Below are 26,243 nucleotides of genomic sequence, written 5' to 3' on the forward strand. Positions count from 1 at the left end.
CTGACGCGGCGCGGATCCGACACAGTCGATGCGGGGCATCGCACATGCCGCGACCGTACTGATCCTTTTAAGCTCGAGGCCACCTAAGCGGCGCGCGATCCGTTGCGCACCGGCGCCACGGCGCTAACAGTCGAATCGGCATGGAGCTTGCTAAAAGTGCGCCCATGCACCTCTCGCCCATCGATCCATCGAACACGAGCTCATCGGCCGCGGCCAACGCACCCGCCTCGTCGATCACGCACGACTGGACCTGCCCGTTCTGCCCACTGCTGTGCGACGACCTCGTCGTCGACTCGCATGACGACGCCACGCTCGCTGTGCCGAACACCGAATGCCCACGGCTCGCGCAGGCGCTCGCATGCTATGGCGGCTCGGACGCACAGTGCCGCAACAGCGTCGGCGGAGACGACGCGGATCTCGATACCGCCCTGGCTCACGCGGCGCGGATACTGTCGTCAGCACGCCGCCCATTGTTCGGCGCACTGACGACCGACGTTGCCGGCGCCCGTGCGCTATATGCGCTGGCGGCGGGCTGCGGCGCCATCCTCGATCATTTGCACGGCGATGCGATGAGCGCGGCCACGCTCGCGTTGCAAGACCGCGGGTCGTTCTTCACGACCCTTTCAGAAGTGCGCTCGCGCGCCGACCTGCTGGTGTTTTTCGGCTGCCAGCCTTCGCGGCGTTATCCGCGCTTCTTCACGCGTGCGCTGGAAGGTGCTGAAAAGACACGTGAGCTGGTATTCGTCGGCTGCACGCCCGACCCGGCTGCGGGAGGCCTAGCGAATGCGCGAATTGAAGCGGTTCTTCCGGACGCCGATCCTTTTGACACGCTCGCACTCTGGTCCGCGCTTAGCGAAGGACGTCAGCCGAGCGCGTTGCAAGACAACGGGACGGGCGCGGCAGAAACACTCTCCACGTTGCAGGCGCGTATCGCCGCCGCGCGTTACACCGTGCTCGTCTACGAGCCCGCCGCGCTGCCCGGCCCGCATGCGGCGCTGCTCATCGAAGCATTGAACCGGATCGTCAAGGCGGCCAATCGCACCGCACGTGCGGGCTGTCTCGCGCTCGGCGGCGATGATGGCGCATTGACGGTCAACCAGACCGTGACCTGGCTCACGGGTCTGCCGCTTCGTACTCGTGTCTGCGCGCCCGCACGCAGCGCCGGCACGGCGCCGCTCGACCACGATCCGACTCGCTATCGCACCGCCAGACTGCTCGCCGACGGCGAGATCGATGCCCTGCTGTGGGTCGCCAGCTTCGCGCCGCCGGCATGGCCGGAAGCGCTCGATCAGAATGTGCCTGCGATCGTGCTCGGTCATCCCGCTTTAGCGGAAGCCGCAAAAGTGCGCGGCGCCGCCACCGTCTTCATTCCCGTCGCAACGCCTGGCATCGATAGCGGCGGCCATCTGTTTCGCGTCGACGGCTCGGTCGTGATACCGCTCGTCGCCGCACGCGGCGCGGCGCTTCCCACGGTGGCGACAATCGCGGCGCAATTGACCGCGCGCCTTCATCCCCAGCCCGCCGCGCAGGTGCAGCCATGAGTCTCATCCGGCTCAAGGGCGGCACGATCTTCGATCCGGCAAACGGCGTCGACGGCGAGCGCCGCGACCTGGCGATCCGCGACGGCCGCATCGTCGACGTGCCCGCCGGCACGCCGGCCGACCGCGAATACGACGCCACCGGCATGATCGTGATGGCAGGCGGCATCGACATGCACTCGCATATCGGCGGCGGCAAGACCAATCTGTCGCGGCTGCTGCTCCCCGAGGATCACCGTGACGATCCTGTGCGCGAGCCCGCCTACGAATCGGTGCAGGACGCGAACGGCCGCTACCTGAGGCTGCCGTCGTGCGGCGTGTGCACGCCCGGCACGCTCGCGACCGGCTACCGCTACGCCGAAATGGGCTACACGGCCGCATTCGAACCGGCCATGATGCCGTCCAACGCGCGCCACACGCACCTCGAAATGGGCGACACGCCGATCATCGATCACGGCGCCTACGTGATGCTCGGCAACGACGAACTGTTCCTGCAGATGCTCGCCGCACGCGACGACTTCGAGCGTCTACGCGACTACATCGGCTGGACGATCCACGCGAGCAAGGCACTCGGCGTGAAGGTCGTCAATCCAGGCGGTATCTCCGCCTTCAAGTTCAACCAGCGCTCGCTGAACGTCGACGAGCCGCACGTGCACTACGGCATCACACCGCGCGAAGTGCTGCACACACTGTCGCGCGCGTTGACCGAGCTGCGCGTGCCGCATCCGCTGCATGTTCACGCGAGCAATCTCGGCGTGCCCGGCAACATCGATTCGACAATCGCCACCATGGACGCCGCCGACGGCCTGCCGATCCATCTCACGCATATCCAGTTTCATAGCTATGGCATTGAGGGGCCGCAAAAATTTTCGTCGGGCGCGCGCCAGATCGCGGAGGCGGTGAACGCGCGGCCGAACGTGTCGATCGACGTCGGCCAGATCATCTTCGGACAGACCGTCACGGCCTCCGGTGACACGATGATGCAGTTCCGCAACACACCGCTCGCGCGGCCGCACAAGTGGGTGGTCGGCGATATCGAATGCGACGCGGGCTGCGGCGTGGTGCCGTTCCGCTATCGCGAGCAGAGCTACGTGAATGCGCTGCAGTGGATCATCGGCCTCGAGATCTTCCTGCTGGTCGACGACCCGTGGCGCGTCGCGATGACGACCGATCATCCGAACGGCGGCCCGTTTACGAGCTATCCGCATCTGATCCGTTTGCTGATGGACAAATCGTTTCGCGACGAGCAACTCGCGAAGCTCAATGCCGACGCGCAAGTGGCGAGCGCGTTGCCGCAGCTGCAGCGCGAGTTCTCGCTGTACGAGATCGCCATCATCACGCGAGCAGGACCGGCACGTCTGCTCGGCCTGCGCGATCGCGGCCATCTGGGCGTCGGCGCGGCGGCGGACGTCGCCGTCTATCGCGACGACCCGGACCGCGAGCGGATGTTCACGTCGCCCGCCTATGTGTTCAAGGACGGCGAACTGGTCGCGCGCGACGGCACGCTCGTCGCCACGCCGACGGGCGGCATCCATTTCGTCTCGCCCGAATTCGACCGCGGCATCGAGAAGACGCTGCGCGCCTACAGCGACGCCAACCTCGCGAGCAACTTCGCGCATGCCGCCATCAGCGACGACGAGGTCTGCAACTGCTGTCGCGGCGGCAGGCTGCTGCCCGTCGAATGTTTCGCGCACGGCTGATCACAAGGCGAACCGCACACGATGAGCGACCCGGCGACCCTGCAGATCAACGGCACCACGATCGATGCCACCTTCGCGGAAGCCTTTCCGATGAAGGCGACCCGGCTCGTCATCACCGCGCATACGCCGGCGTGGGCGATGAACGCCGCCAACTCGCTGACCGGTTTCGCGACCTCGGTGATCGGCTGCGGCTGCGAAGCCGGCGTCGAGCGAATGCTGGCGGCCGGGGAAACGCCGGATGGCCGGCCTGGCGTCGCGGTGCTGCTGTTCGCGGTGTCTTCGAAGGAATTGGCCAGACAGATCGAACAGCGCGTCGGGCAATGCGTGCTCACGTGTCCGACCACCGCCGTGTATGGCGGCATCGATCCTCAGACGAGCCGCGCACCGCTTTCCGACCGGGCGTCGCTCGGCAGCGGATTACGCTTTTTCGGCGACGGCTGGCAGATCTCGAAGATGCTCGGCGACACGCGTTACTGGCGCGTGCCGGTGATGGACGGAGAGTTCGTCTGCGAAGAGGCGGTGCCCACCGTCAAAGCCGTGGGCGGCGGCAACCTGATCCTGCTGGCGCGCGATATCGACGCCGCGCTGGCCGCATCCGAGGCCGCAGTCACGGCGATGCGCAGGCTGCCGAACGTGATCATGCCGTTTCCGGGCGGCGTCGTGCGTTCGGGATCGAAGGTCGGCTCCAAATACAAAGGGGCGAGCGCGTCCACCAACGATGCGTTCTGTCCGACCCTCACGGGCCTCTCGGCGCGCAGCGAACTGAGCGCGGAAGTCGGCTGCGTGCTTGAAATCGTGATCGACGGGCTCACCGATGCGGACGTCGGCGCGGCGATGAGCGCCGGTATCGCCGCGGCCGCCGGGCTCGGGCGAGCGGCGGGCATGCTGCGGATTTCAGCCGGCAACTACGGCGGCAAGCTCGGGCCTTACCACTTTCATCTCCATAGCCTCGCAGCGGGCCTCGACGGGAGCCGCGCATGAGCCGCCGCACGACCCTGCGCGTGAAGACACCCCCCGGTTTCCGCGTCGATGCGTCCGCCTTGCTGCCGGTGCCGCTCGCGACCATGGCCGTGGCGGAAATCGAGCGCATTCTTCTGCCTGCGGGCAATGACAGGTGCGTCGTGGGCGATGTGTTCGAAGTGTCGCGCAGTGAAACCGCTGCTGCATCTGAAGCGCCGCACGCCGACGCCAGCCTGGTGATCGACAACGCCGCGCCATGGCTCGATCGCGTCGGCGCGCGCATGACGGATGGCCACCTCGCCGTGCACGGTTCGACCGGCGACTACAGCGGTTTCCAGATGGCGGGCGGCGTCCTGCAGATTGACGGCCATGCGGGCCACTTCACCGCCTGCGAAATGCGTGGCGGCCGGCTGACGGTGACCGGCGACAGTGGTGATTTCACCGCCGGCGCGCTCGCCGGCGACATGGAAGGCATGACGGGCGGCACGCTGACGATTCACGGCAATGCAGGAGCACGGCTGGCCGACCGCATGCGCCGCGGCCTCGTGCTGGTCGGCGGCGATGCGGGCGAATTTGCTGCGTCACGGCTCGTGGCCGGGACTGTCGGCGTCGCCGGTCAACTGGGCGCGCATTATGCGTACGGTATGAGGCGTGGCACGCTCCTGCTCACGCAACAGCCCGCGCATTGGCCGCCGACTTTTACCGACGGCGGCCGCGGTTTCGACGTATTCTGGGCGCTTCTCGTGCGCAGTCTCGCCGACGAAATCGCGCCCTTTTCGCAGTGGCACGCAGCGAGGCTGCCGATGCGCTACGCGGGCGACCTCGCGGTCGACGGACGAGGCGAAATACTGGTCGTGGGCTAGGGGTCGGAGCCGCGCGCGGCCCACGGAACAGGCAGTAACATGGTGTTCGACAGAGACGCCGGATAAGGCAGGAGACAGGCATGACGATCGCGCATTCTCCCCACGTACAGCCAGGCGCCGACGCACGCGCGCCGAGCTATGCCGCCTCGATGATTGCCCTGCATTGGCTGATCGCGCTCGGCATCATCGGCCTGCTCGCGCTCGGACTCTATATGGTCGGACTGCCGAAGGGTTTGCCTGTCAAAGCGACATTGATCAACCTTCACAAGTCGCTCGGACTGACGGTTTTCCTGCTGGTGCTTCTGCGCATCATGGCGCGTGTGGCCCTCCACCGGCCGCCCTTGCCGCCGATGCGACCGTGGCAACGCGCCGCCGCGCGCACTACGCAGGGCCTTTTATACGTAGCCATGGTCGCAATGCCGCTGTGCGGCTATCTCGGCTCGTCGTTCAATCGTTATGGGACGCGATTCTGGGGTATCCCGCTGCCGAAATGGGGCTGGGACGATGCGGGTTTACGCGGACTCTTCTTCGGCATTCACGAGGCCCTCGGCTACGCGCTGATCGCGCTGATTGCGCTGCACGTGGCGGGCGTGCTCAAGCATCAGTTGATCGATCGCGACAATCTGCTTGCGAGGATGCTGCCATGACGCGGCGCGCTTCACACCCCGCTTCACAGCCCGCCTCACACCAGCGCGGCATGAAGATCAAGGTACTCGGCTCGTCGGCGGGCGGTGGCTTCCCGCAATGGAACTGCAATTGCCGCAATTGCGACGGCGTGCGGCGCGGCTCGTTAAAGGCGACGCGCCGAACGCAATCGTCGATCGCGGTCAGCGCGAACGGCGAGGACTGGCTGCTCGTCAATGCGTCACCCGATCTGCTCGCGCAGATCGCCGCCAACCCGGAACTGCAGCCGGCCCGCCGCGCGCGCGATAGCGGCATTGCCGCGGTGCTGGTCATCGACGCGCAGATCGATCACGTCACCGGCCTCCTGATGCTGCGCGAGCGCGACACGCCGCTGCCGCTCTACGCTACCGATGCGGTTTGGCAGGACCTGTGCAGCGGCTTTCCGGTCGCGCCGATCCTCGCGCACTATTGCGGCGTCGAGCATCACCGCATCGCGCTCGACGGTGCGCCGCTGGCCGTCGCCGCGCTGAACGGCGTGCAGATCGATGCGCTGCCGCTGTCGAGCAAGGCGCCGCCCTACTCGCCGCATCGCAACGCACCCGAGCGCGGCGACAGCATCGGACTCGTCTTCACTAACCAGCAGACCGGCAAGCGCGTGTTCTACGCGCCGGGGCTCGGTGCTATCGAAGCACATGTGCTCGCGGCGATGCGCGAGGCGGATCTGCTGCTCGTCGACGGCACGCTGTGGACCGGCGATGAAATGATCCGACTGGGTCTGTCGAAGAAAACCGCGGCGGATATGGGCCATCTGCAGCAGTCCGGCCCGGGCGGCATGATCGAAGTGCTGGACTCGCTTGTGGCGCGCAACGTCCGCAAGGTGCTCATCCATATCAACAACACGAATCCGATTCTGGTCGAGGATGGCCCCGAGCGGCGCATCCTGACCGAACACGGCATCGAAGTGGCCTACGATGGAATGACATTCGACATATGAAGTGTGGCGATGAAATGGGGCTACGAAACACCCGTTAAAAAACGTGGCCATGAAGCAAAAAACGGAGACGGCATGAACGCGAAAGACACCTTAGGCACGGCGCCGCCGAGGGATGCGCAGACGACCGGACGCGACGACCGGCCCGCCTGGACCCGTGAAGAATTCGAAGCCCAGTTGCGCGCCAAGGGCACGGCCTACCATATCCATCATCCGTTCAACGTGAAGATGAATAGCGGCGGCTGCTCGCGCGAACAGATTCGCGGCTGGGTCGCCAACCGCTTCTACTATCAGATCAATATTCCGCTGAAGGATGCGGCGATCCTCTCCAACTGTCCGGACCGTGAAACGCGCCGCCGCTGGGTGCTGCGCATTCTCGACCACGACGGCTATGGCGACGAGGAAGGCGGCATCGAAACATGGGCGCGTCTTGCCGACGCGGTTGGCTTGTCGCGTGCCGACCTGTGGTCGCTGAAGCAGGTGACGCCGGGCGTGCGCTTCGCCGTCGATGCCTACGTGAACTTCGCCCGTCGCGCGCCGTGGCAGGAAGCGGTGTGCTCGTCGCTCACCGAAATGTTCGCGCCGCAGGTTCACCGCGACCGGCTCGCGAGCTGGCCGGAACACTATCCGTGGATCGAGCCTTCTGGTCTTGCGTATTTCCGCTCGCGCATTTCGCTGGCGCAGCGCGACGTGCAGCACGGACTCGCTGTCACGCTCGATCATTTCACACGGCGCGAACAGCAGGAACGCGCGCTCGAGATTCTGCAATTCAAGCTCGACATCCTGTGGACCATGCTGGACTCGATCGAAAAGGCCTTCCCGCAATGAACGACCTGCCACGCGCCGGCGGCGCCGTGCCCACCGCCGATCGTCCGACGATCAGCAAGCTCTTTCGTCTGCAATGGGAGCCCGCTCAGAACGCTCACGTGCTGCTCTACCCCGAAGGCATGGTGAAGCTCAATCAGAGCGCGGCGGAAATCCTCAAACGTTGCGACGGCACGCGCGATATGCACGCACTGATCGCCGACCTGGAACAGGCGTTCAACACGACCGGGCTCGGTCCCGAAGTGCGTGCGTTCGTGGCCGACGCGCTGTTGCGCGGCTGGCTGGAGTAGCGCCATGACGGATCTCTCGCAAGCCGGTGCCGACGCACAGTCTCAAGCGGCCCCAACTGGCGTGGCGCCGCCGCTCTGGCTGCTCGCGGAACTGACTTATCGTTGTCCGCTGCACTGCGCGTTCTGCTACAACCCGGTCGACTATACGGATCACAGCCGCGAACTCAGCACAGAACAATGGATCGGCGTGCTGCGTGAGGCGCGCGCGCTCGGCGCCGCGCAACTGGGGTTTTCGGGCGGCGAGCCTCTCGTGCGCGACGATCTCGAAGTGCTGGTCGGCGAAGCGCGCAAGCTTGGTTTTTACACCAACCTGATTACATCGGGGGTCGGCCTGACCGACAAGCGCCTCGGCGACCTGAAGGCGGCCGGTCTCGATCATATCCAGCTGTCGTTCCAGGATTCGACCCAGGAACTGAATGACTTTCTGAGCAGCACCCGCACCTTCGACCTGAAACAGCGCGTTGCCGCATCGATCAAACAGCACGGCTTTCCGATGGTGCTCAACTGCGTGCTGCATCGCTACAACCTGCCGCACGTCGACAAGATCATCGACATGGCGCTCGCGATGGGCGCCGAATATCTGGAGCTCGCGAATACGCAGTACTACGGCTGGGCGCATCACAACGAAGCGCAGTTGATGCCGACGCGTGAACAGCTCGAAGAAGCCGAGGCAGTGGTCGAGCAATACCGCCGCACGCAGGGCGAGCGCTGCAAGATCTTCTTCGTCGTACCGGACTATTTCGAACGACGCCCGAAGCGCTGCATGAATGGCTGGGGCGCGGTCTTTCTCGGCGTCGCCCCGGACGGCGCGGCGCTGCCCTGCCACGCCGCACGGAGTCTGCCCGGACTCGTGCTGCCGAACGTGAAAGAGACACCGCTGCGCGAAATCTGGTACGAGAGCGACGCGTTCAACCGCTTTCGCGGTCTCGCCTGGATGAAGGAGCCCTGCCGCAGTTGCGACGAAAAGGAACGCGATCTCGGCGGCTGCCGCTGTCAGGCCTATCTGCTCACCGGCGATGCGGCCAACGCCGACCCCGTCTGCGACAAGTCGCCGTCGCATGACACGGTGGTGAACGTGGTGCGCCGCGCGGCCGCGGCAGTCGAACCGCGCGAGCAGCCGATCCTGTTTCGCAACGACGCCAACTCGCGCAGGCTGGCGGCCGCCCGGTCGGGCGGCCAGCCGGATGGCCACGGCCACACAGAAGGCTGACCATGGCAGCGGGAGACATCTCCGCTATACCGACGTTGACACCACGCTGTCGTTCCCGGCAGGCGGCGACGGACGATCAATGCGACTCGATCGAGCCGTCGCTATGCGGATAGGTGACGATGCCCCATGCGAGCGGCAGTTCGCCGATCTGCTTGATTGGCTGGTAGTTCCGCGCGTCGACTACGTAGACCGCATCGGAGCGCCCGCATGCTACCAGCAGCTTCGCGCCGTCCGGCGTAAAGCTGAAGTGCCAGCAGCGCTGTCCGACCGGTACGTCGGCGACATGCTCGTAGCTGTGTCCGTCGAAAACCTGGACCGTCTTGTCGCGCGCCGCGGCGACGAAGAGCCGCTGGCCGTCGGGACCGAACGCCACGCCATACGGCCCGAGTTTCGTATCGACGGTCTTGACCACCTGGAACGTGCGCGCATCGATCACCACGAACTTGCTCAGCGATTCGAGCGTGACCACGTAGTCCTTGCCGTCGGGCGACAAGCGGATGCCGCGCGGACGGCCGCCTGCCGCGAGCTTCACGGTTCTGACCGGCGCGCCCGTGCGGGCGTGATAGACGGAGACCGTATCGTCGCCCTCGTTGGTGACGAGCATCGTCTTGCCGTCGCGTGAAAATTCGATGCCTTCGGTTTCGTGGCCGCTCGTCACCGAACGTATCACGCGCCATGTCTTCATATCGACGATCGCGATTTCCGCGGGCGGCTTGCTGGCGTCATCGTCGTCGGCACCCGGTTTGCTGTTGGCCGCGGGCGGGCCGCCCTCGTCGCCGGGCTCGTAGGTCACGTACGCGTAGCCGTTGTGCACGCGCACATATTCGGGGTTCTTGCCGATCTTCACGCGCTGCACGACCTGACCCGAAGCCGTGTCGATAACCGCCAGGTCGCCGGTATTCTTGTTGGCCACCAGAAGCCGTGTGCCGTCCGGATTCAGACTCAGGCCGCGCGGACCGTCAGCGCCGACCGGCAACGTCTTTGTCAGCGTCATCTGATCCAGATCGATCACGCCGACACCTGCCTTCTCGCTTGTCACGTAGGCCGTTGGGGTTGCAGCGTAGACCGTGCTCGCGGCGAATGCGAGTGTGACCACGGCGGCGGTGGCGGTAGTGGTGACAGCGAAAGCGTGGGAGCATCGTGGCGTTTTGATACGAAACCGTGTCTCCAGCATTGTTGTACTCCGTGGTGAAAGCGCTGCGCCGCGAAAGCTCGCGTCATTCAAGCAAAGTAGTCCATCGGAGGATCGTTTGGCAACAGACATCGGGCAGGAGATTTTCCCGAATTGACGCAACGGGCCCGCCGGCCGTTCTGAAACACAGTGCGGGGGTGGAAAATGAATGCGGAGGTGGACCGCGATGCTGCAGCTTGCGATGGCGACTACCGGGTATTTCGCGGCACTTTACTTTCTGGTTTCTCGACGTAGTTGCGGCAAATGTGCTGCTGCTGGCCGCGATTGCCAAGTTCGGCTTCAGGATGCGTGGCCGGCGGCCTCTCGAGGAAAACGGGCGCGAGTCCTCGTTCCGGATCGATCTGCTCTGGTGCTTGGCGGGCACCGGCATCGCTTATGCCCAGGTGTCCTCTGGCTGGTGGGACGACGACGTCGGTGCGACAAGCGTCGCGCCGTTCAGGCGGACAGCATTCTCAGGCGCGGCAAACGGTGGTTTGCCGCAGGTATGCCCGCTAATTCTGCCAGTCGCCTTGCCGAGGTCGCGAAGTCTGCTCCGCAGTATCGTCAATTTCCCGCCTCGAAGAATTCCCCTAGATCGTTGCTAATCACTCGATACTCACCCGCCTCAAATTCCTCTGCACACACCTTGCCAGACTTGATCTCAACCACAAGAAGATCTCCTGTTATCACGCAGATGCCTATCGGGACATACTCCAGCCTCCCTTGATGCGCGCGTTTGTAACCAAGCAGGCGGGAATAAAAATCAGCCCTGTAATTCCCTGGGACGATTGGATTAATTGCAAACCGATTTTTCCCGAACTGCACCTCGAGATCACCAAACCACCATGAATTCATGAAATCCTTGATCGATTGCTGAATGGATATTTTTGCATTGCTTTCGAGCTCACCAAGATCAAAAAACTCGTCCTTTTCCCTTGGCCTCCATCTGACCCAGCCGTTCTCCTCGGCCCCAACAAAGATGCCTGGTGTCGCACCATCTAGTACAGGCATCTTAGGTAGCCGCTCATCATCCAGCGTATCGAATTGTTTAAAATACGGCCGCAACGCCTCTCTTACGCTATTTTCCTTTATCATATGCCACCTGTAGGTATATCCTGCTCGTATTGGATCTTACAGCTTGTTGGAGTCAAATGAATTGTTGCAGCAATTCCGCAATGTGGTCTTCGCCCCCCCAGATACCAAGCTCCTTTTCGGTGTTATGAATACCACCAAAGCCCGGATGCAGAGGCTTAGGGATCCCTACCGCTTGCCCTCCACCGCCTATATGGTGATGCACCAGCATATGCCCGCGCAATCCCACAACATCAAACTGCGTAAATACCGATCTAAAAATCGGATCATTTTTTGGGGACAATGGTGTATAAGGAGTTCCATCTTTGCGCTTTAACGTAATTTCGCCATTCAAAATTCTTGAATTGAAGGGGCTGAACGCTTCCGGATGCCTAACCTTTATCTCGTCCCAATAATACCGGAGGTCTCGAAGCCATCCAGCAGCGTTCCGCTTATACTGCGGCGCGTGCACGCCGACGAACGGCATGTCTACGACTAATCTCGGATCGTCAACTATATGTAGCTCGTTGACCCCGCCCAGGGGCGCTCCTCTGTAAAGCCTGGGCAACCCCGGATGTTCATGTTCCGGCCCCTTGCCGTCGCAATCATCGGGATGGTCCGGGTTCTGGCACCTGAGCCCCAAGACATCGACATTAATTGTCGGGTTGCAGGCGTACGCGTACAGATGAATCCCACCGTACTGTCCAGCTGGGTCCGATTGCAAATATCGCCCCAATCCCGGATGATACGATCTGAATCGGTTATAGTGCAGTCCAGTCTCGTGGTCATAGTAATGCCCGGGCCAGCGAAGCACATAATCGACAACATTGCCCGTGGTAGCGTAAATCAGCCCATACGGATCAATCTCGGCGGCCCGCCAAGCCACTCGTCGAGCAGCATCTTCTACCCATTCCGGCAACCCGGCCTGATTGCAGACAACGAAGTACGCTTGCCCCGATTCGGGCGATGCGTCTGCGGCCGGGTAATCGATGAACATGAAAGGCAGGAACGCCTCCTGGTTCACATACAGGTATATCCGTAACTGCCCGTCCGGTCCTTTTTCGGCCGCCAGCCTGTCCCCGTCCCAGTAAAAGTCTGTTTGCCGCCCGTTCATGGCTTTGCAAACCCGGCGGCACAGCCCATCATAGTCCGCCGTCCATATGTCGCCCCGATCGCTCCACTTCACCTGCACCAGCAGATCCATGCTGTCGTAGCGATAGGTCGTGCGACGGTCGTTCTCGCCGATCTGCTCGGCCAGGTGATTGCGGCTGTTGTAGCGAAACGCACCACACGCGGCGGTCGAAAGCCGGTTGCCCTCGGCATAGCGCATCCACTGGCACGTCGGCGTCGACAACAGGTTGCCGCCACGGTCGTATTCGAAATGCCGCACGGACCACCCATCGCGACGCTCGCCGACCAGTCGATGCGCGGCATCGTATTGATACTCTGTGGTGCCGCCCGTGCTATCGATCACACGCCGCAGTTCGCCCATCGCGCTGTACTGGTATTGCACGCAACGGATCTCTGTCGTGCGGCCCTCCGGCCAGGTCAGCCGCCCGGTGCACCGACCGTTTGCATCGAACCCGTACTGCACATTGGTGCGGTTGCCCAAGCGCAGCAGAACCGTGCCGTCCGCTGCGCGCTGAAGCCGATGGATGCCCCCGCTCGGCGTATGAATCACCACATCGCCGGCCGAGCCCGTTTCGTAGCGCACGACGAAGCGCTCGAAGTACGTAGTGCTCGCGAGGCGTCCACCGACGAAGCTGTGCTCGATACCGCATCCATTGCGCTTGTCCCCGGTGCGACGGCCGGCTGCATCGTAAGCCAGCCTGACGTCGAACCTGTCCGTCGATGCGCTCGTGATATTTCCGCGCGCGTCGTATTCATAGGTGTGCTTTTCGCCACTCGCGAGGATGCGCCTCCGGTACAGCCCATTTTCCGCGACCTCGAAGCGCAGCAGCACGTTACCATCACCGTCGCGCTTTTCGATCAGCCGGTCGCCAACATCGTATGCGTAGGTTTCGCGCAGCGTGCCATGGCGTTTGACGCTGGTAATCCGGCTCTTGCGGTCATACGTGTACGCGCTTTCGTTGCCGTTCGCATCGGCGATCGCCTCGATCATCTCCCTGGACGTGTAGCCGTAACGGATCGTGTTGCCGAGCGGATCCGTCTCGCTCGCCCGCAGGTTCCACGACGCAACGTTGTAGCGGTACTCGCAGCCGTCCTTGTCGCGAAGCCGCAGCACATTCCCGGCGGCGTCGTGTTGAAAGCGTTCAGTGTGCCCATATCCGTCGGTGCGGGAGATCACCCGTCCCGCGGCATCGCGTTGTTCGGCTCCCTCGAACGTGGGGGCGTTCCGGGCGAAGACCGTCGCGGCAATTCCCGTTATTTCCGCCGGCAGCAGCACCGTATCGGCCAGATCTGCCTGCTTGACATCCCCCCATTGCAGGCCCAGCGGCGTTCCGGGTACGGTGTGCGCCAACGGATTGGGCAAGACCGGCGCCTCGTCCCGCGTCGGCCAGCGGTTGCCCCAGCGGTCCATCCGTCCGGTGTTGCGCCCGCGCCCGTCATAGAGCCAGCGCATCACGCGTCCGCCCGAATCGATCTCGCGCAGGATGCGGCCGTCGTCGCCGGTCACGCGCTCGGTCGCCCCGCCATACGGATCGACAATGCGTGTCACCGTGCGCGCCTCGTCGTACAGGAAGGTCCATTTGCCACCGTCGGCGCGCGTCACCACCGTGCGGCCCGGCTGATAGTCGAGCGCCACGTGCCACAGCCCGTCCTGGCCGACGCTCTCGATGCAGCGGCCCTCGCTGTCGTACTTGTAGAAGAACGAATAGCCGTTGGCGTCCGTTTCCCGGACCATCCGGCGCTGGCCGTCATACCCGTGCGAAATCACCGCGCCAAGCGGGTCGGCAATAGCCGTGAGGCAGCCGGCCGCGTCATACTCATAGCGCGCGATACACTGCGTGACGCCACTTGAGCCGGTCAGGTGGATCTCCACGATACGACCGAGACTATCGTGGACGAAGTGGATTACCTGTCGGACGTTGCCGCGCTCGTCGGCCTGGCTGATGTTCTGCAGGGCGCCAGTGCTGGCATAGTGAAAGACGCTCCGTACGCCATCGCGAACATGGCTCACGGGCCGGGCCGATGAGCCCGCTTCGCTGTCGCGCTCGAAGCCCAGATTCCCAAGCCCCTCGTGCCACAGCACGAAGTGGTTCGCATCGCGCTGCTCCAATTCGTAGCCCGCAAACACGCCCTCGTAGCGGCCGTCCTTGTTTCTGCGAAACAGGTATTCACGGTGAAGACCATCGACGTATATCGCGCGCGTGCGCCGAAAATGCAGTTCATGCTGGAAGTTGTGACGAAAACCGAAGCCCAGGGCGCCGTTTTCATCGCTCCAGCCACTGCAGTAATAGCGCTCCCATTTGAATGCGGGTGCCGCGCTCGCCTCATAGTCGACGAATTCATTCTCGGCCGTGCCTCTGACCACATCGACCGGATGTCCATCCCTGCACGGGCCGGCTTCTTTCTGCCCAGCCGCTCTTCGGGCTCTGACTTTCTTCCCGATCCCATGCTTGACGCCATGCCACATCACCTGCGAATCCGGCACCGGAAACCCGCCGATCAGCACCGTCTGGTTGCCGTCCATCAGCATGCCCATGCTCGGCTCGATACCCGGATCCTTGCCCATCAGGTTGCTCAGCAGCATCACCCCGAGATCCGCAGCGGTCTGCGCGACCATCATCGCGGCAGCCAGATCCTCCCCTTGCGACACGTCATCGGCTGCGCTCGCCACACCGGCCCCCGGCCCGACCGCCGCATTGCCGACTTTCCATGCCTTGCCCGCACGCCCCATCCAGCGTGCCCGGCTCGTCACCTCGGCGGCCTCGCTCGCGGCTTGCTCGCCTTTCTCCGCAGCGCTCTCCGCTTCTTCGCCGGACTTCCCCGCATGCCCCATCGGATTACAGTGCCGCGTCATGTCGATCCCCATGCGCGCGGCACGCATCCCGCCGATAAACGTATTGCTCGAACCCGTTTGAATGTCGAAATAAGGCGTCAGCCCGCCGCACGTCGGCGCGATGCCGATGTCCTGCACGCGGGCCGCCGGCATGCCGCCGATCAGCACGCTCACGCAGCCACTGCCGATCGTCATGCCCATGCTCTGTAACGGAAGGCCGTTGCTCGGCGGGTGACTGTGTGCATGCGGCGTGCCGAGATGCGGGGCGCCGATGACGGCAGCCGGCATCCCCGGCATCTTGTCGAGCAGTGGTATCTGTGCGATGCCGGTATTGAGCAACTGCGACGGCGCGCCCTGCAACGAAGCGAGCGCATTCACGGCCTCGCTGATGTGATGAAACGCGTTTCCATCCGATGAGAACGTTTGCTTGAACGAGTCATAGGTCGACCGCGCCGTGTCGAGGAGCGCGTCGCACGCGGTGTTCACCTTCGATTCCGATTGCGTCTTGCCGCTCGCAGACGAATCGGATGCGCGTATCAACCGGTTTTCCGAATCACTCATCGCTGTGCCCGTTCATATCCGGCTATCGTGTAAAGCGGCCGCCGCAGCTCCCCGCTGTCGAGCCGCGAAAAGCGGATCCTTTTCCAGCTCGTACGCTTTTGCCTCGGTTTTCAGGCCGGCTTTCGCATACAACGACACGAGCCGATCGAGCATGTTGCAGCGTTGCCGTTCGCAGCCAAACTGCTCGCACAACCCCTTAGCATCGATCCAGCTCTTCGCGGCCTCGGCCGCCTTGTCGCACGCGAGCAGCGCGACGCCGGCCTTCTCCATCGCCTCGATCTTCGTATGCACGAGCATCAACCTGCCGGCAGCGCCACTCGCCAGATCGAAATAGACTGCAGCCTTCGCATGCTCGCCGAGCGCATTGCAGCAATTGCCGACCGCCATCAGCGAATTGAGCACGACGAGCAGATTGCGGCCGTCGAGCGCCGCCGGCAGTGACCGCACATACCACTCCTTCGCGTCGCGCTGCGATCCCTGACGCAACGCCACGTCACCCAGGCCGTGCAACGCCACTGCGCAGCCCGTCGCATCCTGTCGCTCGGCATGAAACGCAAAGAGCGCGTGATATTTGCGCTGCGCGTCCGGCAGCCTGCCGTGCGCGAGGTCGATCGCCGCGATCTGCATCAACGCCCCCATGCGCTGCGCGATCGGCTGCGCCGCATCGTTTGCGACGTCGACCAGGTTGCGGGTCGCTTTCTCGGACGAGAAGTCCACGGGAAGTATCAATACATGCTCCGCCTTTCTCTCTCGAGCAAGCGGAATCAGGCAAGGATGATTTCGATCGTCGCGGATGCAGAAGCGATGCCCTTCCATCCAGTCTTCGTAACCGTTCAGCGCCAGCAAGTGCAGCACCATCTTCGCGAAGCCGCCGGCATCGGCGATCGACGACGGTAACCATGCCCAAACGACTTTCGCACCTTCCGGCACCAACCCGCGAACGTGCATGACGGCGTCACGCAGCCGATCCGCGAGCGCCCGCCTCGGGTCGATGCACGTCAGTGGCAATGACGGCCAGCGCGTTTCGCCGCGTTCGACACGCGCCCGGTTCTCTTCGTCGATCTGACGGGCGAGCACCTCCATGCACTGCTGCAGGTACGCGTCGACCGCGTCGCATGGGAACGGAAAGGTCAGGAAAATCGCATCGCCGACTCGCTGATCGAGCGATTGCAGCATCTTCAGCACGGGCACGACGTCGTTGTCGGTCATCTCGAGCAGCAGCGTCGGATCGTCGGGCTGCTCGACGAATGCTTCGATCGACGATTCGATGGCGGCGAACTCGCGATGCATGACGGCGCGCTTCCTTGTCAGTTCAACCGGACATACCGGCTTCGCACGACGGTGTCCGCTTCCGTCCGGATGTCGACACCGCCACGGCCGCCTTCGAGTTCGAGCGTCTGCGCGCTCAGCCGCAGCTTGCCGGCGACTTCGATATTCACGTTCCGGTTCAGCAACGTCACGACCGGTCCGTCCGGCGACGCACGCACCTGCAACAGCGGACAACCCGACGCATCCGACACCTGCACGCATTTGTCCGGTTCGAGCGCCAGTGCGACGGCCGGCTCGACGACCGGCTCGACCGGCTCGCCGCAGCCTGCCCGCTTCAGCGAACCGGAGACCAGATACCCGGGCCAGTTCGCCGGCGACTGCAACAACACGCGATCGCCGATGCCCGGTTTCACGCCATCCAGACATTCGAGCCAACGCTCGCACGTGTTGCCGTCCTGCACCGACCATTTCACGCGAACCCGCCCCATCGCATCGGGATGGTGCGTATCCGTCACCTCGCCGATCAGCGGCGACGACTCGTTACGTTCGACCGCCGGGGAAGGATCCGGCACCGCATCGTTCTCGAACAGCCGGCGCAATGCCTTGACGGTGTCCGCTTCAAGCGCCTCGTCGATCGTCATCTGCTCCGCTTCGTTCTCCATCGAACGTCTCCTATGCGTCAAATGCAACCAGGGATCCGGCAAGCGGCCGTCGACACCCGGCCACTACGTCGCAATCAATTGATATGGGCAATCGTCCCCTGGATCGTCACGCCCGAACCGTCGAGCGTGACGGAGCCGCCCTTCGTCGAGAGGACGATCTTCGTCGCCGTGACATTGACTTCACAACTGTCCGTGCCGTTATCGATATAGATCTTCGGCGCCTGCAGACTCGCCGTCGCCTTGCCTGCAAGCTTGAGATCGTCCTCGCCGTAGATCTTGACTCCTTGATTAAGGCCGGAGATGTCCACGCCCTTGCCATCTCCGGCGATACTCACGCCGCCGACGCGACCTACGATACCGACACCGAGATCGCTACCCGTCCCGTCAATGGATACGCCGACTTTTTCCTTGTTGATCGATACAACGCTCTTTTCGACGCCCATCACGACACAATCGCATGCGACCATCGACGCGACCTTCGCAACTTCGACCGCATAGTTTCCCGCCTTGACTAGCGCGGCATACGAGCCCGCGCCGACGACATGCGTGCTGTCTCCCTGGACGAAAACGTCGTGCTTGCCGCTCGCCACCGCCAGGCTGTGATTGCCTTTCGCAACGGTATGCGTACTGTCGCCTTCAATGGACACGCTGCGATTCCCTCCCACGCCATGCGTCTCATTCCCCCTGATCTGCGCAACCCGATGCTGCCCGATGTTCACCGTCTCGTTCAATCCGACGCTCCTTTGCCGGTTGTTCTTCACCTGCATCGTCTCGTCGTTACCGACCGTATGCGTGTGGTCGTGCCCGACCGACAGCGTGTGATCCAGCTCGGTCTCCGCATCGAAGTTGCGTTCCGCATGCATCCACAGCTGCTCCGCGCCCTTGCGGTCCTCGAAGCGCATCGCATTCGCGTGTTCGGTGGTGCCACCCGGTGTCGAACGCGACAGGATCCCGCTTTGCGTCGCGCTCGCCGGCAGCCCCCACGGCGGCGTCCGCTCGCCGTTATACACGCGCCCGGTCACGATCGGATAGTCGGGATCGCCGTTCAGGAAATCCACGATGACCTCGTCTCCCACGCGCGGAATCTGGACGCCCCCGAACCCGCTGCCCGCCCATGGGTTCGACACCCGGATCCAGCACGATGAGTTCTGGTCGCGCTGCCCGTACCGGTCCCACTGGAACTGCAGCTTCACGCGCCCATACTGGTCGGTCCAGATCTCTTGTCCCGGCGGGCCGACCACGACCGCGGTCTGCGGGCCGCTGGTGCGGGGTCGGGGCGTCACGCGCTGCGAACGGTACGGCAGGCTGGTCGGCTGCGCGACGAGCTGCGTGTCGTGCATCACCTCGTCGTCACTACCGCTCGCGTACACGTTTTCCTGGAAGCGGTAGCTGCATCGAACCACCAGATACTCGCGGTTCTGATCGTCGCGCGGACAGTTCTTCAGCGTGAACAGATACCCCGGCGCGACGCCGCGGACATTCGTGTGTCCGGCCGCGCGCTCATGTTCGGACTGCAGTTCCTCGAGCCTCACGCGGTTGTATCGCTCGCCGTGCGCGTCGTCGCGATATCCGCCCGGCCATTCGTAGACCGGCAGGCTGTCATGGCTGTGCCCGCGAGGATCGGCCCGGCGCACCGACAAATCGGCTCGCGGTTTCGTGAAATCGTAGTCGTCGGCCTCGTGCCGCCCCGCGTTGATTTCTTTCGCAGGCACCCAGGTATCAATATGTTCTTCATCGGCGATCGTTGCCCGGTCGTGACCGAGGTACGGGATGCTTGCGTATCCCGGCAACGGATGGTGCGACGACATCGCGTCGCACAGCACCAGCGTGTGCTTGCCGGATGCATGCTCGAAGTAATAGTAGATGCCCTCATGCTCGATCAGCCGCGAGACGAAATCCGCGTCGGTCTCGTTGTACTGGACGCAATACTCGCGCGGCGCATAGCTGTCGGTCAGCCTGTTCTCGATCTGGAAGCCATACGGCGCGAGCGTCTCCTGAACGATCTCCGGCACACTGCGCATCTGGTAGATCCGGCAATCCGCGCGGCGCGTCGCGAGCCACAACCACGGCCGCACGACGAGTTCGTAACGGTAGTGGCGCGCGGCATCGCGTCCGGCAAGCGACGCCCGCGCGATCACGCCGTTCAGGTAGCGCGTCGCGCCGCCCTGCTCCTCGATATGCACGGTGACCGACTGGCCCAGTAGCGCTTGCAGCGACAGACTATGACTGTCGGCGAGCGCGTCGATGCGAAACTCGAACATCCGGCCGAGCTCCTCGTCGCCGCACAAGCTGCGGAACTTCAATTGGTCTCCCAGCGGACTGTCCAACGTAAAGATGCGTGACACGGATGCGTCTCCTGGTTCAGCTGGTTCAGCTGGTTCAGCTGGTTCAATCAAGGCTGCGCGTCGGCAGCGCAATCCTTCGTATCGCGCTGCGCCGGCCGGATCGTGGCGTGATCGATGACGACATCGCTCGCCGGCGTGCTGCCGCACCGCGTGCCGAGCCATGTGCTACGGCCGAGCCCTTCCTCACGGCCCAGCGTCAGCGCGGGTACGTGATCGGGCGCAAGCTCCAGTTGCAGCTCCCATGCGAACTCGGCGCCAATGTATTCGCGAACCCAGTGCGCCGCGCGCGCCGCATTTCTACCGCCGGGCAGGAACATGCGATACGTACCGAGCGGCATAGGCCCGAGCACGATGCGAAAGCGCGACTGGGCGTCGCGTACCGCGCGGCCGAGCACGGCGCCATCGCCGAGGCGTTGCGTGGGCGCCGTCGCGTGCAGCGTCGTACGCAGCGGTGCGCCGATCAGCGCCCAGTGCACGACGTGTTCGACGATGCGCACCGGCACACCAAACTCGCGCCGCAGAATCTGGACGAGGCCTTCCGGATTGCGCGTCTGCCGCACCCAGTGGCCTGCCTGGAAATACTGCGCGTGCGCGGGGCCGCGGGTCTCGACGGGGTCGACCGCGCGTCCGATCAGACTCGCGACATACTGGTCGAAGCGCGATCGCCCCGGCCGGTCATGCCCAGCCACCGGCTGCGCATCGGCCCACGCGCGATAGAACAGCAGGATCAGCCGGTGATGGAACCAGTCGGCGAAACCGGACATCGTGCGATCGTCGAACGCATTCGCCCGTTCGTGGGCGTATTCGGTCAGATGATGTGGCAGGGGCCCGTTCGGCCCGAACAGTCCGAAGCCGTGAATCGTCACGCGCGGCACGGCGCCTGCCTCGCGCACCGCAGCGATCATCGACGCAGCGAACGCAAGCGACGGCTCCTGGCCAAGCCGCAACGGCTCGTCGCGCGGGTGCGTGGCCCGTCCGAGCGGCGCCGCGTGCTGGGACAATGCGTCGAGCCAGCGCAGTGCATTGAACAGATCGTGCTCCTCGGGCGCGGCGCGCAAGCGCGCCCAATACGCGTCGTATCGCGCCGCGGCGCTCGCCAGCGGATCGCGGTGCGTCATATTGCCGGCCTCCGCCCAACACGTGCGGGCCATTGCGCGAGTTCGCCACGCTGAACCGAATGCAACGCGAACTCGGTGAACGCGTTGATCGACGCATGCCGGGCAAAAAACTGTTCGAGCACCGCGCCGAGCAGGTAGGGGCTATCACCGGCGAATGCCTGCTCGTCGACGGTCAGCGTCACGCGCACGCCACGGCCAAACACAATGGGGCCGCACTCCGGCAGCCGGCGATAAACCGGTTCGCAAGCGAGCCGCTGCAGTGCCCCGGTCTGCTTGCGCGTCGCCGTGTCTCCCTGTTGCGCATACAGTCCCAGCAGTTCGCGCAGCGCGCGCGCACCGGCGTCATCGTCGATATCGGTCAAAGGCTGATAGTTCAGCCCGAGGTGGCTGATGAGCCGCCACGCCGCCGCGTCCTGCGCGAGCGGCGGCCGCGGGCGCGAGGGTCCGCGCAACACCTTGATGCGCGCGAGCGGCGCGGAGATCTTCGGCGTGAAATCGCTCGCCGAGCCGAGCGGCAGCAGGAGCGGCAGATCCCGGTTCGTACACAGGGTGTCGGCGGAAAGGTGCCGCACGCGTTCGTCGAACGGTGCCTGCTGCCGGTCGACGAGCGAAACGAACACTTCCGTTCCGGGGTAGCTGGTGCGCGCGCCGTTGGCTCGCATCTGTGCGGATGCAACACGCCCCTCGCGCCGGATCGAGTAGTACGCACCTGACTCGCCACTGTCGCCGCCGTACGATGCGTAGAACGGACGGAAGTCGCAATCGCCTGCGTCGCCGATGCGATGCCCCGTGACGCGCGTCACCGCGTACACCTCGTGATCGAGCGGCCGCACGCGGTCGACGACCAGATGATATTCGTGGGTGCGCGGCGTAACCGGAATGCGGTCGGTGCGCTTCGCAAACAGATTGACCGCCGGTGTGCAGTTCAACGCCAGATGCCGCGTATCGACCTCGGATGCGAGCGCCGCGTCATCCCGGTCGAGCAGCAGCGTCAACTCGAATGCACTGCCGCCGCATTGTGCGAGTGCGCGCCGCAGGCCGCTTACGCTGAAAAACAGATAGCGTGCGGGGAACGCGAAGTATTCCTGAAGGAGCCGGTAACCTTCGAACATCCGGCCGTCGTTCGGCAGCATCGCTTGCGACGGATGGAATCCCTCGTGCGCGATCGCATCTGCGTCGAGGGCCACGGCGTTGCGTGCGGCATCGCCCGGCGCATGCACGATGGCGCCGGCCACGTGAGCGGTCAGCAGCTCGACAAGCCGCGCAGCCTGAGACTCCGGGCCCGACAGGTAGAACGTCAACTGATCCAGCGGCAACTGGTTCGCCAGCGCGCCGGCCGTCACCTCGATCCGGATGCGCAGCGCGGCGCGCGCGCGCCGTCTTAGCGCACCAGCCGGCAGATCAATCGGAACGCCGGTCATCTGCACCGCGGTAATCGCGAGCGGCCACAGCACGAGATCATGCGCCGTGCGGAATTCGCACGGCGTCACTTCGCCGCTCGCGACCTTCGCCTGCAGCGCGGTGCCGGCCGGCACCGCAAAGCCTCGCACGAGACTGCCTTCGTTCTGATCCGGTGTCATCTGCACGATCGCCATCGCCGGCATCGGCGCGAGCGCGTTCGGATAGACGACATCGAGCAGGCGCTGCGAAAAGCGCGGAAACTCCGCATCCATCTTCATCTGCACGCGCGCAGTCAGAAAGCAGAATCCTTCGAGCAGCCGTTCGACATAGGGGTCGGCGACGTCGATACCATGCATCCCGAGGCGACCGGCGATCTTCGGAAACTGCTGTGCGAATTCGGCGCCGAGCTGCCGCAGATAGGTCAGTTCCCGGTTGTAGTAGTCAAGAAATCGCTCGTCCATGCGCTACACCCCCGTGCACTCCCTGACCGACACGACGCCCGATTCGAGATCGAGATCGGACAGCAGCAGAATCTCGAGCGGGTACGGCACCGACCACAGCCTTGCGTGAATCTCCAGCGTCAGCCTGTTCTGATGGTTCGCCCCGCGCGGATCCGTCACGCAACGCACGTCGACGCTGTCGGCGCAGAATCGCGGCTCGAAGTGCACGAGCGCATCGCGAATCCAGCGCTCGAGCGCTGCGTGGTCGATGCTGGACATCTGCATGCCGGCAAGCGGAGGAACGCCGTAATTGACAACCGAACGCACCACTTCCGGATGTGCCGCCGGATCGATCCCGTCCTGCATGTTCGCTGTATTGAACAGCCAGGACAGGTCGCGCAGCACCGCGGCGCGCAGCTTGCGCTCATCGATCCAGTGCGCCGGCAAAGCTTCCTTGCGTTCGCGGGGCGCCGCATCGGTGAGCCGGTCGAGCAGCGCGGGCTGCAGCCGGTCACGCGCGCTGTGCCGCCGTGAGCCGGGCGGACGGTTCATCGGTTGACCATCGGTTTCGAGCATCGTCGCTGCCTCCCAGCTACATTTCCTTGTTCTTCTTGATGTCCCACCCCATCGTCACCTCGGCCCCCTTGCCGCCGTTCGCGTTCTGTTCCCAGTACTGCTTCTTGACGCGCGCGGCCTGAAACGCATAGCTCATCAGCAACCGGTCCGCCGCGTCGGCCGGGTCGGTGCCGGCAACCTGCGCGGAGGTGACGAGCACCTCTTCGAGCGTCACCCGTGAGAACTCGATCTGCGTGCCGCCGGTCTTGCACGAGGAAATCTCGACCTTGTCGAGATGCTTGCCGCTCGCGCAGCACTTGATGATCGCCGGCGCCGCCTTGTCCATGTAGGCGATCACGGACAGATCATTGAAGCTGGCCTTGCCGGTGCCGCCACCACCGCCCACTGCCATCGCCGCGGGCTGGCTCGCGCCCCACGAGAACGACTGGATATCGGTCCATCCCTGATGTTGCTCGTCGGCCGACTCGCCTGTCGTGCCACCGACCTTCATGAACATTGCCACCGCCATCACACCCTCCAATTGAAATAAGCGCCACGTATCAGCGATCCACCGTCTTGACCGACGGCAGCTTTGCAACGAGCCGTAACGACACCGTCAACCCTTCGAGCTGATAGTGCGGACGCAGGAAGAACTTCGCCGCGTAGTAGCCAGGGTTGTCCTCGACGTCCTCGACGACGACCTGGGCGGCCGCGAGCGGCTTGCTCGCCTTGGTCTGCTGCGATGAATTCACGGGGTCGCCGTCGACGTAGTTCATGATCCAATCGTTCATCCATCGCTCCATGTCGCTGCGCTCATGAAAAGAGCCGATCTTGTCGCGCACAATGCACTTCAGGTAATGCGCGAAGCGGCAGCACGCGAACAGATACGGCAGCCGGCCGGACAGGCGCGCGTTGGCCGACGCATCGGGATCATGATATTCGGCGCTGTTCAGCAGCGACTGCGCGCCGATGAATGCGGCAATATCGGAGTTCTTGCGATGCACGAGCGGCATCAGTCCATTTTTCGCGAGTTCCGCTTCACGCCGGTCGCTGATCGCGATCTCGGTCGGACATTTCATGTCGATGCCGCCGTCGTCGGTCGGAAACGTGTGGCATGGCAGGTTTTCGACGATGCCGCCCGACTCGACGCCGCGAATCGACGAACACCAGCCGTACAGCTTGAACGAACGGTTGATATTCGCGGCCATCGCGTAGGCGGCATTGGCCCACGTATAGCGGTCATGCCGCGCGCCGTCGGTTTCCTCCTCGAAGTCGAATTCGTCGACGGGATCGGTGCGCGCGCCATACGGCAGGCGTGCAAGAAAGCGCGGCATCGCGAGACCGAGATAGCGCGCATCCTCCGACTCGCGCAAGCTGCGCCACGCGGCGTATTCGGTGTTCTGGAAGATCTTCGTCAGGTCGCGCGGATCCGATAGCTGCTGCCACGACTCCATCTGCATCAACGCGGGAGACACCCCGCCGATGAAAGGCGCATGCGCCGCCGCGGAGATTTTCGCGAGCTCGCCGAGCATCTCGACATCCGGTGGGGAATGGTCGAAATGGTAGTCGCCGATCAGGCAGCCGAACGGCTCGCCGCCCAACTGTCCGTACTCGTCTTCATAGACCTTCTTGAACAGCGGACTCTGGTCCCACGCGACGCCCTTGTGGCGCTTGAGCATGCGCGCGACTTCCCGTTTGCTCGCCGGCAGCACGCGGATTTTCAGCAGCTCGTCGGTTTCGGTGTGATTCACCAGATAATGCAGGCCACGCCAGGCGCCCTCGATCTGCTGAAATTCCGGGTGGTGCAGGATCTGATTGATCTGCTCACCCAGCTTCCCGTCGATTTCGCCGATCAACTGCGCAATCGCGTCATAGGCATCGGACGACAGCATGGCCGTGTTCTCGAGGGCCTGATGGGCGAGCGTGCGCACCGCGCGTTGCACCGCGTTGCGCGCCTGCTCGGTCTTCGGTTTGACTTCCGCGTCGAGCAGCGCGGAAAACCGTTCGTCCGTCAGCGTCGCTTCAACCACCTGCGTCAGTGTCGTCGGTGCGCTCCTATTCATGATCTTCTCCTCCTTCAAGACGCGGGGCCTCGCCGGCCTGCGGCGTCGCGCCGCTCGCACCCGTTCCAGCAAGGGCCGCAAGCAAGGCGGGATTCGCGAGCGCCCGCGCGATCAGCTGCTCCGCGCCGCGCTTGCCGTCGATATACGACAGCAGGTTCGCGAGCTCGGTGCGTGCCTCGAGCAGTCGCCGCAGAGGTTCGACGTGACGCGCGAGCGCCGCCGGCGCGAAGTCGTCCATGCTTTGAAACGCGATGTCGACCTTCAGCTTGCCGTCGCCGGTCAACGTGTTATCCACCTCGAGCGACAGCGCCGGGGCGAGCGCCTTCATGCGCTCGTCGAAACTGTCGACGTCGATCTCCATGAACTTGCGCTCAGCGAGATCGGGCAGCGGCGTGGCCCGATGTCCGGCCAGATCGGCCAGCACGCCCATCACGAACGGCAGCTGCACCTTCTGCTGCGCACCGTAGAGTTCGACGTCGTATTCGATCTGGACCCGAGGCGCGCGATTGCGCGCAATCTGTTTCTGTCCGCTGGATGAAAGTTTCTGACGTGACATTCGCTCATGCTCCCCGCGCACCCTATGTGCGCTGATCCTGGTTCAACGGTAAGGGGCATGCGACCA

Annotated in this window: 21 protein-coding genes; 9 read left to right on the forward strand and 12 right to left on the reverse strand. The window is 63.9% G+C overall.

Annotation, left to right across the window (positions count from 1 at the left end):
• Nucleotides 1–164 precede the first annotated feature (164 nt).
• The 9 genes from AC07WT_RS10760 (at nucleotide 165) to pqqE (ending at nucleotide 9,001) form a co-directional block, all read left to right on the forward strand.
• A complete protein-coding gene (locus tag AC07WT_RS10760; protein ID WP_494947087.1) occupies nucleotides 165–1,541 on the forward strand; it encodes a molybdopterin-binding domain-containing protein in 1,377 nt (458 codons plus the stop codon).
• Nucleotides 1,538–3,238, forward strand: coding sequence for a formylmethanofuran dehydrogenase subunit A (locus AC07WT_RS10765; RefSeq protein WP_494947088.1), 1,701 nt, complete (start codon nucleotides 1,538–1,540; stop codon nucleotides 3,236–3,238). Before AC07WT_RS10760 ends, AC07WT_RS10765 begins: the two co-directional genes overlap by 4 nt.
• Before the next feature lie 21 nt (nucleotides 3,239–3,259).
• Nucleotides 3,260–4,219, forward strand: a complete 960-nt coding sequence (gene fhcD / locus AC07WT_RS10770; RefSeq protein WP_494947089.1) for a formylmethanofuran--tetrahydromethanopterin N-formyltransferase — start codon at nucleotides 3,260–3,262, stop codon at nucleotides 4,217–4,219.
• Entirely contained in the window at nucleotides 4,216–5,061 is an 846-nt protein-coding gene (locus tag AC07WT_RS10775) for a formylmethanofuran dehydrogenase subunit C (RefSeq protein WP_494947090.1), read from the forward strand. The genes fhcD and AC07WT_RS10775 overlap by 4 nt, the downstream gene beginning before the upstream one ends.
• 80 nt (nucleotides 5,062–5,141) lie before the next feature.
• On the forward strand, nucleotides 5,142–5,708 hold the full coding sequence (locus AC07WT_RS10780; protein WP_494947091.1) for a cytochrome b: 567 nt from the start codon (nucleotides 5,142–5,144) through the stop codon (nucleotides 5,706–5,708).
• A 50-nt stretch (nucleotides 5,709–5,758) separates the two neighbouring features.
• Nucleotides 5,759–6,679, forward strand: coding sequence for a pyrroloquinoline quinone biosynthesis protein PqqB (gene pqqB / locus AC07WT_RS10785; RefSeq protein ID WP_494947092.1), 921 nt, complete (start codon nucleotides 5,759–5,761; stop codon nucleotides 6,677–6,679).
• A 72-nt stretch (nucleotides 6,680–6,751) separates the two neighbouring features.
• Nucleotides 6,752–7,504 carry a pyrroloquinoline-quinone synthase PqqC gene (gene pqqC, locus AC07WT_RS10790; protein WP_492594489.1) on the forward strand — a complete coding sequence of 251 codons (753 nt, stop codon included), beginning with the start codon at nucleotides 6,752–6,754 and terminating at the stop codon, nucleotides 7,502–7,504.
• Entirely contained in the window at nucleotides 7,501–7,791 is a 291-nt protein-coding gene (gene pqqD, locus AC07WT_RS10795) for a pyrroloquinoline quinone biosynthesis peptide chaperone PqqD (protein ID WP_492594488.1), read from the forward strand. The genes pqqC and pqqD overlap by 4 nt, the downstream gene beginning before the upstream one ends.
• 4 nt (nucleotides 7,792–7,795) lie before the next feature.
• Nucleotides 7,796–9,001: a pyrroloquinoline quinone biosynthesis protein PqqE gene (pqqE, locus tag AC07WT_RS10800; protein ID WP_494947093.1), complete on the forward strand. Its 1,206-nt coding sequence runs from the start codon at nucleotides 7,796–7,798 to the stop codon at nucleotides 8,999–9,001.
• 76 nt (nucleotides 9,002–9,077) lie between these two features.
• Here the strand turns inward: pqqE and AC07WT_RS10805 are convergent, their stop codons facing one another.
• From AC07WT_RS10805 to tssB, 12 genes are all read right to left on the reverse strand, one after another.
• The gene (locus AC07WT_RS10805) at nucleotides 9,078–10,175 is read right to left on the reverse strand and encodes a YVTN family beta-propeller repeat protein (protein ID WP_494947094.1); all 1,098 of its coding nucleotides are present in this window, start codon (nucleotides 10,173–10,175) and stop codon (nucleotides 9,078–9,080) included.
• Nucleotides 10,176–10,736: 561 nt separating this feature from the next.
• On the reverse strand, nucleotides 10,737–11,267 hold the full coding sequence (locus tag AC07WT_RS10810; RefSeq protein WP_494947095.1) for a SecY-interacting protein Syd: 531 nt from the start codon (nucleotides 11,265–11,267) through the stop codon (nucleotides 10,737–10,739).
• Nucleotides 11,268–11,319: 52 nt separating this feature from the next.
• Entirely contained in the window at nucleotides 11,320–15,585 is a 4,266-nt protein-coding gene (locus AC07WT_RS10815) for an RHS repeat-associated core domain-containing protein (RefSeq protein ID WP_494947096.1), read from the reverse strand.
• 195 nt (nucleotides 15,586–15,780) lie between these two features.
• On the reverse strand, nucleotides 15,781–17,058 hold the full coding sequence (locus AC07WT_RS10820; protein ID WP_494947097.1) for a hypothetical protein: 1,278 nt from the start codon (nucleotides 17,056–17,058) through the stop codon (nucleotides 15,781–15,783).
• 17 nt (nucleotides 17,059–17,075) lie between these two features.
• On the reverse strand, nucleotides 17,076–17,699 hold the full coding sequence (locus AC07WT_RS10825) for a hypothetical protein (protein ID WP_494947098.1): 624 nt from the start codon (nucleotides 17,697–17,699) through the stop codon (nucleotides 17,076–17,078).
• Nucleotides 17,700–17,773: 74 nt separating this feature from the next.
• Nucleotides 17,774–20,044: a type VI secretion system Vgr family protein gene (locus tag AC07WT_RS10830; protein ID WP_494947099.1), complete on the reverse strand. Its 2,271-nt coding sequence runs from the start codon at nucleotides 20,042–20,044 to the stop codon at nucleotides 17,774–17,776.
• 47 nt (nucleotides 20,045–20,091) lie between these two features.
• Nucleotides 20,092–21,162: a type VI secretion system baseplate subunit TssG gene (tssG, locus tag AC07WT_RS10835; protein WP_494947100.1), complete on the reverse strand. Its 1,071-nt coding sequence runs from the start codon at nucleotides 21,160–21,162 to the stop codon at nucleotides 20,092–20,094.
• The gene (gene tssF, locus AC07WT_RS10840; RefSeq protein WP_494947101.1) at nucleotides 21,159–23,024 is read right to left on the reverse strand and encodes a type VI secretion system baseplate subunit TssF; all 1,866 of its coding nucleotides are present in this window, start codon (nucleotides 23,022–23,024) and stop codon (nucleotides 21,159–21,161) included. Before tssF ends, tssG begins: the two co-directional genes overlap by 4 nt.
• 3 nt (nucleotides 23,025–23,027) lie before the next feature.
• A complete protein-coding gene (gene tssE / locus AC07WT_RS10845) occupies nucleotides 23,028–23,579 on the reverse strand; it encodes a type VI secretion system baseplate subunit TssE (protein WP_492592408.1) in 552 nt (183 codons plus the stop codon).
• A gap of 16 nt (nucleotides 23,580–23,595) precedes the next feature.
• Nucleotides 23,596–24,087 (reverse strand): Hcp family type VI secretion system effector, encoded by a 492-nt coding sequence (locus tag AC07WT_RS10850; RefSeq protein WP_492592409.1) that lies wholly within the window; start codon nucleotides 24,085–24,087, stop codon nucleotides 23,596–23,598.
• A 31-nt stretch (nucleotides 24,088–24,118) separates the two neighbouring features.
• Nucleotides 24,119–25,621 (reverse strand): type VI secretion system contractile sheath large subunit, encoded by a 1,503-nt coding sequence (tssC, locus tag AC07WT_RS10855; RefSeq protein ID WP_494947102.1) that lies wholly within the window; start codon nucleotides 25,619–25,621, stop codon nucleotides 24,119–24,121.
• Nucleotides 25,614–26,177, reverse strand: coding sequence for a type VI secretion system contractile sheath small subunit (gene tssB, locus AC07WT_RS10860; protein WP_494947103.1), 564 nt, complete (start codon nucleotides 26,175–26,177; stop codon nucleotides 25,614–25,616). The genes tssC and tssB overlap by 8 nt, the downstream gene beginning before the upstream one ends.
• Between the last annotated feature and the right edge of the window lie 66 nt (nucleotides 26,178–26,243).

This window comes from Paraburkholderia sp. GW821-FHT02A12 (assembly GCF_059422005.1).

Coding starts and splice junctions, on each gene's coding strand:
- tssB (WP_494947103.1), bottom strand. CDS start 26,177: ATGTCACGTCAGAAACTTTCATCCAGCGGACAGAAACAGATTGCGCGC.
- tssF (WP_494947101.1), bottom strand. CDS start 23,024: ATGGACGAGCGATTTCTTGACTACTACAACCGGGAACTGACCTATCTG.
- AC07WT_RS10810 (WP_494947095.1), bottom strand. CDS start 11,267: ATGATAAAGGAAAATAGCGTAAGAGAGGCGTTGCGGCCGTATTTTAAA.
- pqqB (WP_494947092.1), top strand. CDS start 5,759: ATGAAGATCAAGGTACTCGGCTCGTCGGCGGGCGGTGGCTTCCCGCAA.
- AC07WT_RS10780 (WP_494947091.1), top strand. CDS start 5,142: ATGACGATCGCGCATTCTCCCCACGTACAGCCAGGCGCCGACGCACGC.
- AC07WT_RS10765 (WP_494947088.1), top strand. CDS start 1,538: ATGAGTCTCATCCGGCTCAAGGGCGGCACGATCTTCGATCCGGCAAAC.
- AC07WT_RS10850 (WP_492592409.1), bottom strand. CDS start 24,087: ATGGCGGTGGCAATGTTCATGAAGGTCGGTGGCACGACAGGCGAGTCG.
- pqqC (WP_492594489.1), top strand. CDS start 6,752: ATGAACGCGAAAGACACCTTAGGCACGGCGCCGCCGAGGGATGCGCAG.
- fhcD (WP_494947089.1), top strand. CDS start 3,260: ATGAGCGACCCGGCGACCCTGCAGATCAACGGCACCACGATCGATGCC.
- AC07WT_RS10775 (WP_494947090.1), top strand. CDS start 4,216: ATGAGCCGCCGCACGACCCTGCGCGTGAAGACACCCCCCGGTTTCCGC.
- tssE (WP_492592408.1), bottom strand. CDS start 23,579: ATGCTCGAAACCGATGGTCAACCGATGAACCGTCCGCCCGGCTCACGG.
- AC07WT_RS10820 (WP_494947097.1), bottom strand. CDS start 17,058: ATGCATCGCGAGTTCGCCGCCATCGAATCGTCGATCGAAGCATTCGTC.
- tssG (WP_494947100.1), bottom strand. CDS start 21,162: ATGACGCACCGCGATCCGCTGGCGAGCGCCGCGGCGCGATACGACGCG.
- AC07WT_RS10760 (WP_494947087.1), top strand. CDS start 165: ATGCACCTCTCGCCCATCGATCCATCGAACACGAGCTCATCGGCCGCG.
- tssC (WP_494947102.1), bottom strand. CDS start 25,621: ATGAATAGGAGCGCACCGACGACACTGACGCAGGTGGTTGAAGCGACG.
- AC07WT_RS10805 (WP_494947094.1), bottom strand. CDS start 10,175: ATGCTGGAGACACGGTTTCGTATCAAAACGCCACGATGCTCCCACGCT.
- pqqE (WP_494947093.1), top strand. CDS start 7,796: ATGACGGATCTCTCGCAAGCCGGTGCCGACGCACAGTCTCAAGCGGCC.
- AC07WT_RS10825 (WP_494947098.1), bottom strand. CDS start 17,699: ATGGAGAACGAAGCGGAGCAGATGACGATCGACGAGGCGCTTGAAGCG.
- pqqD (WP_492594488.1), top strand. CDS start 7,501: ATGAACGACCTGCCACGCGCCGGCGGCGCCGTGCCCACCGCCGATCGT.